This window comes from Ensifer sp. 38_S197 (genome assembly GCF_056924495.1).
In genome coordinates this window covers 1220276-1234287 of sequence record NZ_JBXOVZ010000001.1, presented here as the reverse complement: position 1 = coordinate 1234287, position 14012 = coordinate 1220276, and the positions used below count along the sequence as shown (strand labels likewise).

Genomic DNA, 14012 nt, shown 5'->3' with positions numbered 1-14012 from the left:
AATGGGGGCACCCAGAACCGGCGCGGGAGGAAACCTTGCCGGCTGGCCGATATTTCATCCGGGAGGAAGAGATGAAGACCCTGAATGCCCTGCTCGGCGCTGTTGCCGCCCTTTCGCTTGTCGCCGTTTCCGCCAACGCGCAGACCTACCCCGAACGTTCGATCACCATGGTCGTGCCTTTCTCTGCCGGCGGGCCGACGGATACCGTCGCGCGTCTCGTGGCCGAATCCATGTCCAAGGATCTCGGCCAGCAGATCATCGTCGAGAACGTCGGCGGCGCGGGCGGCACCCTTGGCGCCGGGCGCGTCGCCCAGGCCGATCCCGATGGCTACACGGTGCTGCTGCACCATATCGGCATGGCGACCAGCGCCACGCTCTATCGCAAGCTTGCCTACGACACGCTGAATTCCTTTGAGTATGTCGGCCTCGTGACCGAAGTGCCGATGACCATCGTCGCGCGCAAGGATCTCGAGCCGACCGATCTCAAGGGCCTCGTCGACTACGTCAAGGCGAACAAGGATACGGTGACGGTCGCCAATGCCGGTATCGGCGCTGCCTCGCATCTTTGCGGCATGATGTTCATGAGCGCCATCGAGACACAGCTGACCACCGTGCCTTACAAGGGTACGGGCCCGGCGATGACCGATCTTCTCGGCGGCCAGGTCGACATCATGTGCGACCAGACGACCAACACCACGAAGCAGATCCAGGGCGGCACGATCAAGGCCTATGCGGTCACCTCGCCACAGCGCCTCAAGGTCTTCCCCGATCTACCGACAACGACGGAAGCCGGCCTGCCGAACCTTCAGGTTGGGATCTGGCACGGCATCTACGCCCCGAAGGGCACGCCAGCGGAAGTGACCGAACGCCTGTCCAAATCGCTGCAGGTCGCGCTCAAGGATCCGAACGTTGTCGCCCGCTTCGGCGAACTCGGCACAGAACCCTCGTCGGACGCTGATGCGACCCCGGCCGCGCTGAAGGCGAAGCTTGAGAGCGAAATCGCCCGCTGGAAGCCGGTGATCGAAGCAGCTGGCCAATACGCCGACTGATCCGCCGCTCGTCTCGCCGCGCTCCGGCTCGCCCGGAAGCGCGGCGGTTCTGACATTGGGACACCGCGACTGTGCCCGGAAAGGTTAAACGCCGTCAACCGCCGTTGACAGCTGTCAACTTTCCGCCGCCCAATGCGCGAACCGGCATTAGGCCGGCAATGCCAATGCGGGAGGCCGCTAGAATGCCTCGGCCGGCTGCCCCGCTAGCACAAATGGGGACACGATGAAATCACTCTCCTTCGATACCACCAATGCGCTCTGCGGCGGGATATTAACGGCGGTCGGGCTGTTCTTCGCCTGGCAGGCCTTCAACCTCGAGCTTGGCACCGCCTTCCGCATGGGTCCCGGCTACTTCCCGCTCATGCTCGCGATCATTCTGACGCTGCTCGGCATCGTGATCCTCGTGCAGTCAACCCGCGTCCAGGGCGAACCCATCGGCCCGATCGCGCTGCGCGGCATGGCTTTCATTCTGCCGGCCCCCATCTTCTTCGGCCTGACGGTCCGGGGCCTCGGCTTCGTGCCGGCGCTGTTCTTCACGGCGTTGATCGCCTGCTTCGCTTCAGGGCGGATGAAGCCGCTCATGGCCCTGGCGCTTTCCCTCGCGCTGACGGCCTTCTCCGTCGCGGTGTTCAGCTATGGCCTTGGCCTGCCCTTCCAGCGCTTCGGCCCCTGGGTTCAGTTCTAGGAGACGCGCGATGGACCTCTTCAGCAATCTTGCGCTCGGCTTCGTAACCGCCGCCTCCCCTGCCAATCTGCTCTTCTGCCTGATCGGCGTTTTGCTTGGCACCTTGATTGGCGTGCTTCCCGGCATCGGGGCCACGGCGACCATCGCCATGCTGCTGCCGATCACTTTCCAGCTCGAGCCGGTCTCGTCGCTGATCATGCTCGCCGGCATCTACTACGGCGCCCAATATGGCGGGTCGACCACCGCCATCCTGATCAACATGCCTGGCGAATCCTCCTCGGCGGTCACGGCTATCGACGGCTACCAGATGGCCCGCAAGGGGCGCGCCGGCGCAGCACTTGCAATTGCCGCTCTCGGCTCGTTCTTCGCCGGCACCGTCTCGACCTTCCTCGTTGCGGTCTTCGCACCGCCTTTGACCGAGATCGCGCTGCAATTCGGCGCCGCCGAGTATTTCTCGCTGATGATCGTCGGCCTCGTCTCTTCGATCGCACTTGCCCACGGGTCGATCGTCAAGGCCTTGGCGATGGTGGCACTTGGCCTGCTGCTCGGGCTGGTCGGTACCGACATCTATTCCGGCACGCCGCGCTTCACCCTCGGCATCCGCGAATATGCCGATGGCCTGAATTTCGTGGCGCTTGCCGTCGGCGTCTTCGGAATTGCCGAGATCCTGCGCAACCTGGAGAATGAACGTACCCGTGAAGTGCTGATGGCCAAGGTCACGGACCTGATGCCGACGCGGGATGATTTCAAGCGCATGTTTGCACCCGTCGTGCGTGGCACGATCATTGGCTCGGCGCTCGGGATTCTACCCGGCGGCGGTGCGATCCTTGCGGCCTTCGCCTCCTATACGGTGGAAAAGCGTGTCTCGGACCGACCCGAGGAATTCGGGCATGGGGCGATTGCCGGTGTTGCCGGTCCGGAAAGCGCCAACAATGCCGGCGCACAGACCTCGTTCATCCCGCTCCTGACCCTCGGTATTCCCGCCAACCCCGTCATGGCGCTGATGATCGGCGCGATGATCATCCAGGGTATCGTGCCCGGCCCGAACGTCGCCACCGAGCAGCCCGCACTCTTTTGGGGCATCATCGCCTCGATGTGGATCGGCAATCTGATGCTGGTGGTCCTGAACCTGCCGTTGATCGGGCTTTGGGTGAAGCTGCTCAAGATTCCCTATTATGTCCTGTTCCCGATTATCATGGCGTTCTGCTCGATCGGGGTCTACAGCGTCAACTCCAACGTCTACGACCTCTATGCCGTCGCCTTCTTCGGCCTGGTCGGCTACCTGCTGTTGAAACTACGCTGCGAGCCGGCACCGCTGTTGCTCGGCTTCGTGCTCGGACCGCTGCTGGAGGAGAACCTTCGCCGCGCCATGATCCTGTCGCGCGGTGATCCCACGACCTTCGTGACCCGCCCGATCAGCGCCATCCTGCTCCTGATCGCCGCACTCGTGCTTGTCGTCGTGTTCCTTCCGAGCGTAAAGGCCAAGCGCCAGGAGGTTTTTGTCGAGGAGGACTGATCTCTGTCGCCCGTTTTTGCGGTATTAGCAATATTAATCAATGACTTAATGTGCCGCGCGTCCACTCGATCGCGCGGCATTTTGCTGCCATGCGGCATTCTGCCCCTGCGCGGTTTGCCACATTGAGCTTTGTCAATCCCCTCGCCTATTTCTGGTTCATCGAAGAGACGCGAGGACGAACCTGAGCGATGACGTATCGCACGAAATCAAGATGGGACAGAGCTTTGCGCATCCTGTGCGCCATGGCCCTTTGCCTGCTCGGTTTCGCTCATCTCGGCCCGGTACTCGCCGCTTCGCTGCCTGCGGCCGAATATGCCCGCTATGCCCTGCCTGATGGCTCATTGCCGGATTTCTGCCAAGCGGGCAGTGATGAGAACGGAAAGGAAAAGCCGGCCCCCGAACATGTCTGCAGCGCCTGCCGGTTCTTTTGGGCCCTATTGGCGCCGCCAGGCGATTCAATCGGGGAGCGCCTGCAAGGAAGCCTCTCGTCCGCCGTTGCGGTGACGGCCGCGCCCCCAGCGATCCAGGTGCATTTTCCAAACTCCAGCCCGCGTGGACCACCCGGAGCCGTTACCCGGCTTTGAAACTGCGTTGACAGCTGTCAACGCTCCTCCTTCGACGTCGGATGTCAGCGAGGCGCTGTGCCTCCTTGCATCCGCAACGCGGACATTTTCCATGCCAGAAACCCAATCCGCTGCCGCCTCTACTGCGGGTCCTCCCCTCGCGTCCTTCGCGAGACCGGCGCGTTTGCCCGCCCGCAGCCGTGTGGTCGGTGAAAACTTCACGCTGCTTTTTGAGGGTGGCCGCAACCGCTCGCTCTTTCGCGTGCTCGACGGTTGTATCGTTCTCTCTCAACTGCTCGACGACGGGCGCAGACAAATCACCGATGTGCTCGGCCCGGGTCGGCTCTTCGGCTTCACCATCGATGGGCGCAACATTGCCACGGCCGAGACTCTAAGCATTGCGCGCATCGAAGCCCTGGGAGATGCCGAACTTCTCGCGAACAATTCGGCGATCGCCAGTGAGTTGAAGATGACACTGCACCGGCTGCAGGCGCATGCCACCCTGCTTGGTCGCAAGACCGCAAGCGAGAAGGTGGCAAGTGCATTGGTCGAACTGTCGCGCATCTTCAGTCACAGCGGTCGCCACGGCAATCCTGCAAGACTGGGCTTTCACCTGCACCTCACGCGGGCAGATCTTGCCGACTGGCTCGGCCTCACGGTCGAGACCGTCAGTCGCTGTCTCAATCGTTTCAAGCGGGAAGGGCTGATCGATTTCAACCATCCGAAAACCATCCGCTTGCTCGACCCCGAACGCCTCGAAGCTACCGCCGGCCTTACGCGCCAACGGTTGGCAGGAATCGGACGTCCCCGGAACTGAACGCCTCTCAACAGTCCCCCCCACCCGGACGCCCCCAAGGAAAGGAAGAAGAATGATTGCAAGACTGGTTTACAACGTGCCGATATTTGGCTGGATGCTGAAGGAAGCGGTGCAGGGATCGCAGACAGCAAAGGTGCTGTTTCTGATCAACTGCGTACTGATATGGTTGCTCGCGATCGTCGCCTTCGGCTACCCGGCGATCATCATTCCGGCGCTGGTTCTCGTGCCGACGGTCTTCGTCGTGTTGATCCTGATCACCATGGGCTGACATCAAGGCACCTCACCTTAGCGTCTCCCGTGGCGACGCAAGCGCCGCCCTGTAGCTAAAGCACCCCCCAGCCGCGGTAGCGTCCGCGGCCGGTCATTTCACGGATGCCGAGTTCCCGTATGAGGTTCAACGCACCACGCGGCGTCACCCCGGCATGTTGGGCGACGAGCGCAGCAGAAACGATCGGACGGGACAGGAGGAGCTCGATCAACGCGGGCAGGCTGCTGTTGGAACGGCGATCGCGGATACGCATCTCCATCTGGGTCTTGGCGAGCGACAGTCGGTCGAGCTCTTTCAGGCCGAGTTCTGCGGTTGCCGTCATCACTTCGAGGAATGCGCTCCACCGTGTCACCGGATCCTGCGCGCGCCGCCGTTCATGGCGAACCGCTTTCTGCCCGGTGTTGAAGGCGAGAAGATGCGAGGTAACCTTGCCGCGCGATCTCAGATAGGCGCTAACGAGCAGCGAGCCCAACCAGTGTTGGCGACGCAGCGGCTCGAGCCGTTCCCAGGCGTCGAAGAGAAGCGCAGCGCCGAGAGTGGCTGGTAGCTGATCCGCGGTCGTAACGGCATGGCGCCATTCGTCAATACGTGCATCCTCGTTCCATTCCTCGTCAAAGAGCAGGCCCAATTGCCCGACAGGCTCCTTTGCGGTTACACGGGCCACCCGTTCGGCGATTTCAAGGCTGTCCTTGTCGTGGGCTTCGAGCAGTTGCTGCGAACGGGCAATGGCCGCATCGATGGCCGCAAACTCGGCGGCCATGGGATTTCCCTCTTCTTCCTCCTCAAGCTCAGCACTATCGTCTGACGTCGATGGTGGCTCAGACCGAGCAGTTGCGAGCACGTCGCCGGCGTTGGCGACGTTCCCCTGTTCGCCTCGAAGGGCAGCGAGGCCCGGCAGCGAAAGCGCCCAGACCGGCTCGGCCAGCCAGATACGCCGCCGCGCCCGAAGAATCGAATGCGCTATCGTCAGTTCGTGCGTGGGGGCACGCGCATCCATATGGGCATCGTGCAATACCAGGTCTTCGACATGGACGAGTTCGCCGGCCACCCAAAGGGCCGCCGCTGCGTCGAAGAAGTGACCACGCTCACGAAAGCCGTCTTCGACCGCATGGCGGCTTGCACGTTCATCGAGTCGCGCCAAGGCGTCTTCCGCCGAAATCATAAGCGGAAGCAGCGCCGGATGATATGGATCGGGGATCTGGTATCTCATTTCAAACTAAGGATGTTGCCGTCGAAACGGAACGTAACACGATAATCATTTCCGTCACAGAGGCGACCCCTTCGGGGTCAGGTCGTCCAAACGCGGCACAGCCCAAGGTGTCGATCGAGGGAATAGGATCCGGCAAACGCGCAGGGCAAATCCTCGGATCTCAGTTCACCGGCCTGGGAATTCGATGCGTATCGATTGTTGACAGCTGTCAACGCGTGTCACCGCGAGCAAGGTCGCGACTCGGAGACGCCCCACGAACACGTCAGGCGGGCCGGAACGATTGGCCATCAGACAAGTTCGTTTCCGTGGCCGGACGCGGCCAGATACTTCCAGGATTGGCAATTGCTTCGCAGATCGTCTGAGCGGTCAACTCCGGCGTTCTCTGTATTTGGAACGACCTGCCCAAGCAGATGCAGGTTGCGTTCGATCGCCTGGTATGTCCGCAACACCATATCCCCCAATCGCTCGCGCTCAACGCGGTTTGCTTACCGATCGATAACGCGATCGATTGGTGCCCAAAGCGTGAAGACAGAGACGGGTGTCTTATCGGGTAATCCGCTGCAGAACAGATCAAGCATTTCGGCGTCGTCGAAAATGTATTCGAAGAGAACCTTGGTAGCTCCCATTGTCAGATAGGCAGTGGTGAGTGCCGCGCCGGCCCTGTAGGTGGAACCAGGCCCCAAGGTATGTCGAACGTCTTCAGGGGCGAAATGACGCAAAGCGTCGCCGGCAATGTTGATCGCACCGGGATGGCGTCTTGCCAGAATCCGACTCACCGTTGTCTTCCCGACCCCGGCCGGTCCGTTGATAACGATAACATGTGACATCGATTGAAGGCCTCTGCTGTTTGGTGCATCAACACTATTGTCAGAAGCTCATCGGTGTTGATGGCATGCACGTTTCGCTAAGAGGAAGGGCTAGATTTATAGTTGGGACAGGTGCGTTGCTGGCGGGACTTGGGTCCTAGCCGTTTGGCTCAGAATAAAACCTATCGCCTCATGCGGTTGACAGCTGTCAACATAAGAGCCGCGTTCAGTCCGAAGCCAGACCATCTGCGCCGTTCCCGGACCCGCCTAGCGTGCGAAACCTAGGCAATAGAACTGATCTTACGCTGGCCACTCCGCTTCGCTGAGAGCCAGCCGCTCTCACCTTCGCACCCGTCCAATAGGGTTTACCGCACGGTCGTCCGAGCGACGGAAAAAATCAGCCAATTTCCTTCCGTAACGGGTGAAAACATCAATCTTTTCTTGGAGATGGCGGGAGGCTGATTTGAATCCCGAGCGTTAGATTATCCCAAAGATATCAACGAATCCCTTCACAGCAGTTTCCCGCATTTACGCGCCTTAGACAAGATCACGCTGCCGACTATCGAAGAAGCACCGGCTGCCGGAAGATCGGTCTCAGCTCCCAGCGTGGCAATCATCCATCCATTGCTGCAACCGACGTCTGGGCGCGTAGGCGTGCCGCCAACATCGCGGAGACAGCAAACGACTGGGTCTTCGCCCGGCGCGTCAGATCCCTCAGATAGGCGCCTGCTGAATGAATGTGCTCTGCTCGTTCTAGAAGGCAGGCAAGCACGGTGGCGGTCGTTTCTGGGCCGAGTGTGGCGCAGGCTTCGTCATAAGCATCAGGGCTGATCGCAAGCATGTTTTTGACCACAGTTGCAGCCGTCAGAAGATCGCGCCAGTTGTCGATACGACCGGATGGGCCGTAGTCACGGATCTGCGGGCAGGCCTTCAAAACGAGCGGCAGGGGCACTGCGCGGTTCAGGGAAGGGGTTTCCCCGCGATGCTGATGGAGCTTTTGCACCGCAGATGGTTCGATCTTTGCGGCTTTATCTATATCCTGGCTGAGTTCCGGGATCCCTGTTGAAGGCTTGCGCGACGATTCCATCCCAACTCTTTCATCAGCCGGTTCAGATTCAGAAAGATAATCGGATTCTGAATTCTGTATGTGCCGCTCATTTTGGCGTTCATTGGCAGCCGTATTTTGCGTTTTCAGTAGGTTTTCCAGACGATTAGTGAGTTCGTCCTGCAGTTGGGCAAGAACGGGAAGGACGCGCTCGATTTCAGCGATGGAAGGCTTGCGCGACAGCGACATATAAACGGCCTGGCAGCGGGCTTCCGCCTGCTCTGCATAGGCGAGGTCAGAGGAGCGCAGCAGATCGACCAGCTTCGCAACGTCGCGGCGGCTGAGGCTCATGCGTTCACGCATCACCTGAAGATAGCGCCGTTCCGCTTCGAGACGCGCAGCCTCCGCTTCGAACTCGGCCATACGGGCGAGCAACGGAGCAAGGTCGAACCCGAATGCCTGGCCGATTGCGCCTTGACGGTCGCGCCGAGCGTAGCGTTTGCCGTTGGGGCTGTCGCGCCGGAGAATAAGGCCGGCCTCGATCAGGGTAGCGAGATGCCGCCTGAGCGTTGTCTCAGCCATACCGTGCGTTCTCAGCGAAAGCTGAGCGTTGGAGGGAAACACGACGAGGCCGTTGGCCGCCGCAAGTTCCGTCTTCGGGTAGAACGATAGCAAGGCGTTCAAGACGGCAAGTGACCGATCAGAAACCCCAAGGCTCGACTTGGCGGCGCAGACCGTTCGAAACAATTTCCATTTGTCGACCTTGCCTTCGTCGACGGCCGAAGTGCTGGAAAGTTGGTGTGCCAACATTCCAAGCGACATCGCCCGCCGCCCAAAGGGCGTCGTGACAATCCCACAATCCATTCGTCTTCACCTTTTTCAAGGCAAAAGAAATCCGTTCGCCGAAACGACGTTGAAAACTCTTGACACCGATTCGCGGAAATGGGATTCTCTAGTTGCTACACGAGAGAAGGGTTTCCGCAGCGCTAGTCGTTCGGAAGCCTTTTTCTTTTGCTCTGTTTAGTCTCCTGTTTCCTCTTGGTATTCGAGGTACAGAGATTTGAGCCTCTGCCTCACGAAATCTGCAAAGCCCGGCGCCTGTCTCCTATTGAAAGACAGCGTGGTTTCGCCGTCCGTTTCACGGATCCGGACCGGGGTTGTATCATCGGGCGCTACCCACGAGATGGCTTTGGCGCGCGCCTTGGGAGTGTTCAGGAAGGCACAAAGCGCATCAAAGCGCTGATCGCTTCCTGCCGCCTGGAATTGTTTGTCCTGCACGAAGACGTTGGCAGCCTCGCTCTTTCCACCTTGTGCCAGCAACTCGGCGAGCTCGAGCCAACGACGCCGGCCGACCGACGGTGCCGGCCCGACAGCCTCGATCAGTGCGATCGGTAGCCGACGAATGATGGAAATCATCTTTGACAATGCCGCCTTGTCGACACCAAGCGAAGACATGATGATCTCACGGGAGAAACCGCGATCCTCAAGCCGCGCGGCAAATAGCGCCCGTTCGATGAAGGACAGATCCGTGCGGGTGTTGTTCTCCTGCCCTTGCGAGACGACCAGTTGTTCGTCGCTGAGATCGCGGACAACCGCGCGAACCTTATTTCCAAGTGCGCGAGCGGCTTCTAGCCGGCGATGGCCATAGGCAACCTGGTATCGCCCATCGGCGTCAGGATGCGGCCGAACGAGGATCGGAACCTGTTGTCCGTGTTCGCGGATTTGCTCCGCGAGCGCGGATTGTGCATCCGCAGTGATCTCAAGGCGGTCGACGATGAAGGAAGCGTCGATAAGCGTCGGGTCTAAATCGACGACGACAAGTCCTTCGGCAAGTTGGCGCTCCAATTCCTGGGCGCGCTCAACTTTCTGAGTGATGTTCGACAGCGAACGGGTGATGCCGCCGACAGCGCTTGCAGGCCGGGCGCCGACGCTCAGGCCGGCGATCGGTCGCGCTGTGGTCAGGCGTTCCAGAGCCACTTCGGTGCCGTTTTCGAGTTGGTCAGCGGTAATTCCGATCAGATTTTTGCGGGCCACGGCTTACTTCCTCCCCCAAACCTGGCGGATCAGTTCTTCGATCTCGCCATTGACCTGGTTCAGCGAATCCATGGCGCGGTCGTAGGTGCCGCGGACGAATTGCGAGCGCTCGACTTCGTAAAGTGTCTGCTTCGTCACGCCGGCATCGGAAATGGCCGTCGATTTCACCATCGCGCTCTGCAGCATGCGATTGCCGAAAATGGCGCGCATGAAACCGGTCATCTGGCTTTGTGGACCGTCATTCGGCTCGAAACGCGTGCCGAGATAGCGCATCCAGTCGTAACTGGTGCGACCGCCGGCCTTCTCGACGACGCTCATCAACTCGCTCGTCATCGACAGGAACTGCGACATCGACATGACGTCGAGCATCTGTGGATGCACCGTTATCAGGACTGATGTCGCGGCGCAGAGCGCCGACATGGTCAAAAAGCCGAGTTGCGGCGGGCAGTCGATGACGACGATATCGTAGAAACTCTCGATTTCCGACAATACGTCGCCGATGCGTGCGAAGAAAAGGGTCTCGGCAGCACCACCCATCATCATTGCCTTCGGGGTCTCGTGCTCGAATTCCATGAGCTCGAGATTGCCGGGAATGAGGTGAAGATTGGTCGTATAGGTCGAACGCACGATGTCGGCGATCGGCCGCGGCTCGTCGTAGCGGATCGCACCGTAAAGCGTCTCGCCTTCGCCAACGTCTAGTTCCGGCTGGTGGCCGAAGAGGGCGGAGAGAGAGGCCTGTGGATCGAGGTCGATCGCAAGCGTCCGATAGCCGCGCAGCGCCAGATATTGGGCAAGATGGGCAGACGTCGTCGTCTTCGCCGACCCACCCTTGAAATTCATGACCGATAGAACCTGCAGCTTCTCGTCGCCGCGGCGGTGTGGGATGTATTTCCCGGACTTTCCGCCTTCGTCGAGAACGCGGCGGATGCGTTCGATGTCCTCTACGGCGTACATGCGACGACCGTTTGACAAGGGAGCGGGCCCATGGCCCTCTGAGGCAACCTGCCTTAGATAGCCTTCACCGATTCCAATGAAGGCGGCAGCTTCGGCAGGACTAAAGAGGCGCATTGCCTTCTCAGCTTGCGGAGGGAAGATCTTCTTTTGATGCTGCTGCAGCTGATGCGCCAGTTCCAAAGCGTCGGCAGCCAGAAGCGTCGGCAGATGCTCCTGTACGTCGTGACCTTGAATTTTCTGTTGCAACATTGAGTTCCCCAAAAACTGCGCAAAAATCGTCAGATCGCAACAATCTGCGCAGCTGCACTATGCTCCGATTCGGTTCGGTTTTACAAATGCCTAGCGAGTTATACCCAATGCCCCATTTTGCCGGCGAATGAACGCCCATTCCCGGCCAGTTGTCCGCGGACAACTGGCGTTTTCTGTTCCGGGGCGTTAGGGCTGTCGATGCGAATTCTCTGCCATCGCGAGAAGATCTGAAAGAGTATAGAATTTATAGACTATTGACAGGTGAGCGGATTGTGTCACCATTGCCTCCATCAGAGACGTGACGCGAGAAGGTTCGTTATGTTCTATCTTGGTGGAATGACCCTTGGCTATCTGGCGCCGCCGCCACCGAAGGCCGCACGGCAGTCGAGAGTAGAGATCGAGCCGGCACCGGTTGAAAAGTCCGACTGCGAAGAGTCCGATCGCAATCAGGAATGGGCGCGTGCATTCCTGACGCCCTGGCATCTCCTCTATTGACGATCAAGTGACAAGCGCTTGGCCGCACTGCGGTTGTTGACACCTGTCAACAGTGCGCCGGGACATCCGCCGCTATGGTGGAAAAGCACGAAACAGCGAGAGAAGGGCTGTTTCGCCGCCGGGAAATGATTAAGTTCGGTGTCATGGACACCAAGCAAGACCGAACCGTTTCGAACGATCAGCCCGACGATGCCGTCGACAATCAAGGGCAGCCCTTGTCTTTGCATCAGCGTATTCTCGGGGACGTGGAAGGACGCATCCTCTCCGGCGAATGGCCGCCGGGCCATCGCATCCCGTTCGAACACGAACTGACGGAACAGTATGATTGCTCGCGGATGACCGTGAACAAGGCGCTGACCGAATTGGTCAAGCGCGGCTTGATTGAGCGGCGTCGCAAGTCGGGTAGTTACGTCACCTTTCCCCAGGTGCAGTCGGCGGTCATGGAAATCCACGACGTCAAGCTCGAGGTCCAATCGTTGGGCCTCGATTACAGTTTTCGACTGGACGAGCGAAAGATCCGCAAGGTGGAAGGCCGGGACGTCGAACGCCTGGATCTTCCGGCATCGGCAAGACTGCTGGAAGTAACGTGCCGGCACTTTGCCGGCGGTCGTCCTTTTTGTTTCGAAGAACGCCTGATCAGCCTCGCGGCGGTGCCGGAGGCGGAGGCGGAGTTGTTTGAGGCCGCCGCGCCCGGTTCATGGCTGCTCGGCAAGGTGCCGTGGAGTACGGCCGAACATCGCATTCGCGCTGTCGCGGCGAACAAAATCGCAGCGCAAGCGCTCGACATTTCGACCGGCACTGCCTGCCTGGTCATCGAGCGCCGCACCTGGAGCGGGCGCGCGCCGGTCACGCATGTGCGGTTGACCTATCCAGGCGACCGCCACGAACTCGTGGCCCAGTTCGCGCCGAGCCAAATCGGATAGCCGGCTAACGCTCCTCTGTCCCGCTGACGTCCCGGCAGTTGTCCGCGGACAACCACTATTCTCCGACCGCGCGCAGAACCGGTGCCGGGCCATTGCCGGAAAAGGCGAAGACCTCGATCGGCTCGCCAATTCCTCTGACCGGATAAGAACCCAGATGCTCCATGCTGGAGGCGCAGCCTGCCAGTTCCACGAACGCCCGGGACAGAAGCACGGGCCGCTTTGTTTCCTTGGTCAGGCTCTCCAGCCGCGAGGCGATGTTGACGGCGGGGCCGATCACCGTGAAGTCCAGCCTGCGGCGCGAACCGATATTGCCGTACATGACATCCCCGACATGGACGCCGATCCCGTAGCCAAGGGGTTCACGACCCTTTTCGAGGTTATCCTTGTTGAGAAGGGCGATTGCCGCTTCAGCCTCACGGATTGCCTGCAGCAGATTTTCGGCGGCATTGGCATTGCTGAGCGGAAAGATTGCCAGCAGGCCATCGCCCATGAATTTGAGGATCTCGCCCCCGTGCCGCTCGATCGGCTCCGACATCGCGTCGAAATAGGCATTGAGCAGATCGATTACGTCGTCACGCGGCCAGAGGTCAGAGAGTTTCGTGAAATTGCGCAGGTCGCAAATCAGGATGGCGGCACCGACCGTGACGCCGCTGCCGCGCGTCGTGGCGCCGGCGAGGATCTGTTCGCTGGCATGCGGGCCGACATAGGTTTCAAGCAGCGTGCGCACGAACCGGTTCTTCAGTCGGATCTCGCTGACCAGCGCCAAGGCGGGTAGAAGATCCGACAGAAACGCGACGTGCTCATCCTCAAAGCCGCCCTTTCGGTCGGTGGTGAAGGTCACGACGTGGCGTTTGCCGAGCGTGTGTTCAAGCGGCCAGGCAATGTATTCCGTCAGCCCTTCAGCCTTCAGGTCGACATAAAGGGAGTTCTGAGCGTGCTCTTCCGCGAGCGCTTCCAGGTTCGTGCGAACCTCGGTACCGCCGTTGTTGATCACATAGAGCGGGCTGTTGAGATAGAGCGCGGTGTTTTGGACCCCATAATCGTAGAGATCGATTTCAGCCTCCGCCAGGCCCTTGCGCCAAAGAATGCGAGCACCAAGCCACTGCGGATGATTGATCCGGAAATGCAGGGTCGCACGCGCAACCGGCACACCTGCCGCCTGGAGCCGTTCGCACATTTCAACAAGGATGTTGTCGATAAACCGTTCGTTGCGCGTTTCGATGATCAGCCAGTCCAGCACGCTGCGGCGTCGAGTGGGCCAGCTTCCTTCCTCAAGCGAAGGGGAGGGGACCTGCGAAGACATCTGCATTTGCAATTCTCCATTCTGGTCGAACGCTCAGCCGCTCTTCGGCGACCGTTCGCGATGCATCGCTGCAAATGTGGAGCATCAGTGGCGCC

13 protein-coding genes are annotated in these 14012 nt (G+C 60.0%); 7 read left to right on the top strand and 6 right to left on the bottom strand.

Translation table 11 applies throughout. The annotated features are described in order from the left end of the window. Positions 1–71 precede the first annotated feature (71 nt). The 5 genes from AC1Z3V_RS05620 to AC1Z3V_RS05600 all read left to right on the top strand — a co-directional run bounded on the left by AC1Z3V_RS05620 (position 72) and on the right by AC1Z3V_RS05600 (position 4898). Positions 72–1049 carry a tripartite tricarboxylate transporter substrate-binding protein gene (locus tag AC1Z3V_RS05620; RefSeq protein ID WP_483497714.1) on the top strand — a complete coding sequence of 326 codons (978 nt, stop codon included), beginning with the start codon at positions 72–74 and terminating at the stop codon, positions 1047–1049. A gap of 223 nt (positions 1050–1272) precedes the next feature. Continuing rightward, positions 1273–1734 carry a tripartite tricarboxylate transporter TctB family protein gene (locus AC1Z3V_RS05615; protein WP_429819447.1) on the top strand — a complete coding sequence of 154 codons (462 nt, stop codon included), beginning with the start codon at positions 1273–1275 and terminating at the stop codon, positions 1732–1734. 10 nt (positions 1735–1744) lie between these two features. Continuing rightward, positions 1745–3250: a tripartite tricarboxylate transporter permease gene (locus AC1Z3V_RS05610; RefSeq protein WP_483497713.1), complete on the top strand. Its 1506-nt coding sequence runs from the start codon at positions 1745–1747 to the stop codon at positions 3248–3250. A gap of 552 nt (positions 3251–3802) precedes the next feature. Next, positions 3803–4630: a helix-turn-helix domain-containing protein gene (locus tag AC1Z3V_RS05605; protein ID WP_483497712.1), complete on the top strand. Its 828-nt coding sequence runs from the start codon at positions 3803–3805 to the stop codon at positions 4628–4630. Between the two features lie 52 nt (positions 4631–4682). Then, complete coding sequence (locus tag AC1Z3V_RS05600) at positions 4683–4898, top strand: hypothetical protein (protein ID WP_483497711.1); 216 nt, start codon at positions 4683–4685, stop codon at positions 4896–4898. 55 nt (positions 4899–4953) lie between these two features. On the opposite strand, the gene AC1Z3V_RS05595 is transcribed toward AC1Z3V_RS05600, so the two are convergent. From AC1Z3V_RS05595 to repA, 5 genes are all read right to left on the bottom strand, one after another. Further along, a complete protein-coding gene (locus tag AC1Z3V_RS05595; RefSeq protein ID WP_483497710.1) occupies positions 4954–6108 on the bottom strand; it encodes an RHE_PE00001 family protein in 1155 nt (384 codons plus the stop codon). A 485-nt stretch (positions 6109–6593) separates the two neighbouring features. Next, positions 6594–6884, bottom strand: a complete 291-nt coding sequence (locus tag AC1Z3V_RS05590; RefSeq protein ID WP_483497709.1) for a hypothetical protein — start codon at positions 6882–6884, stop codon at positions 6594–6596. A gap of 643 nt (positions 6885–7527) precedes the next feature. Next, complete coding sequence (gene repC / locus AC1Z3V_RS05585; protein ID WP_483497708.1) at positions 7528–8823, bottom strand: plasmid replication protein RepC; 1296 nt, start codon at positions 8821–8823, stop codon at positions 7528–7530. A gap of 156 nt (positions 8824–8979) precedes the next feature. Next, positions 8980–9993: a plasmid partitioning protein RepB gene (gene repB, locus AC1Z3V_RS05580; RefSeq protein ID WP_483497706.1), complete on the bottom strand. Its 1014-nt coding sequence runs from the start codon at positions 9991–9993 to the stop codon at positions 8980–8982. Between the two features lie 3 nt (positions 9994–9996). Beyond that, positions 9997–11127 carry a plasmid partitioning protein RepA gene (repA, locus tag AC1Z3V_RS05575; RefSeq protein WP_483499563.1) on the bottom strand — a complete coding sequence of 377 codons (1131 nt, stop codon included), beginning with the start codon at positions 11125–11127 and terminating at the stop codon, positions 9997–9999. A 387-nt stretch (positions 11128–11514) separates the two neighbouring features. On the opposite strand from repA, the gene AC1Z3V_RS05570 reads away from it, so the two are divergent. Together AC1Z3V_RS05570 and hutC are read left to right on the top strand one after the other, a co-directional pair. Continuing rightward, on the top strand, positions 11515–11691 hold the full coding sequence (locus tag AC1Z3V_RS05570) for a hypothetical protein (protein ID WP_483497705.1): 177 nt from the start codon (positions 11515–11517) through the stop codon (positions 11689–11691). A gap of 143 nt (positions 11692–11834) precedes the next feature. Beyond that, the gene (gene hutC / locus AC1Z3V_RS05565; RefSeq protein ID WP_483499562.1) at positions 11835–12614 is read left to right on the top strand and encodes a histidine utilization repressor; all 780 of its coding nucleotides are present in this window, start codon (positions 11835–11837) and stop codon (positions 12612–12614) included. Between the two features lie 55 nt (positions 12615–12669). On the opposite strand, the gene AC1Z3V_RS05560 is transcribed toward hutC, so the two are convergent. Continuing rightward, on the bottom strand, positions 12670–13923 hold the full coding sequence (locus AC1Z3V_RS05560; protein ID WP_483497703.1) for an adenylate/guanylate cyclase domain-containing protein: 1254 nt from the start codon (positions 13921–13923) through the stop codon (positions 12670–12672). Positions 13924–14012 lie beyond the last annotated feature (89 nt).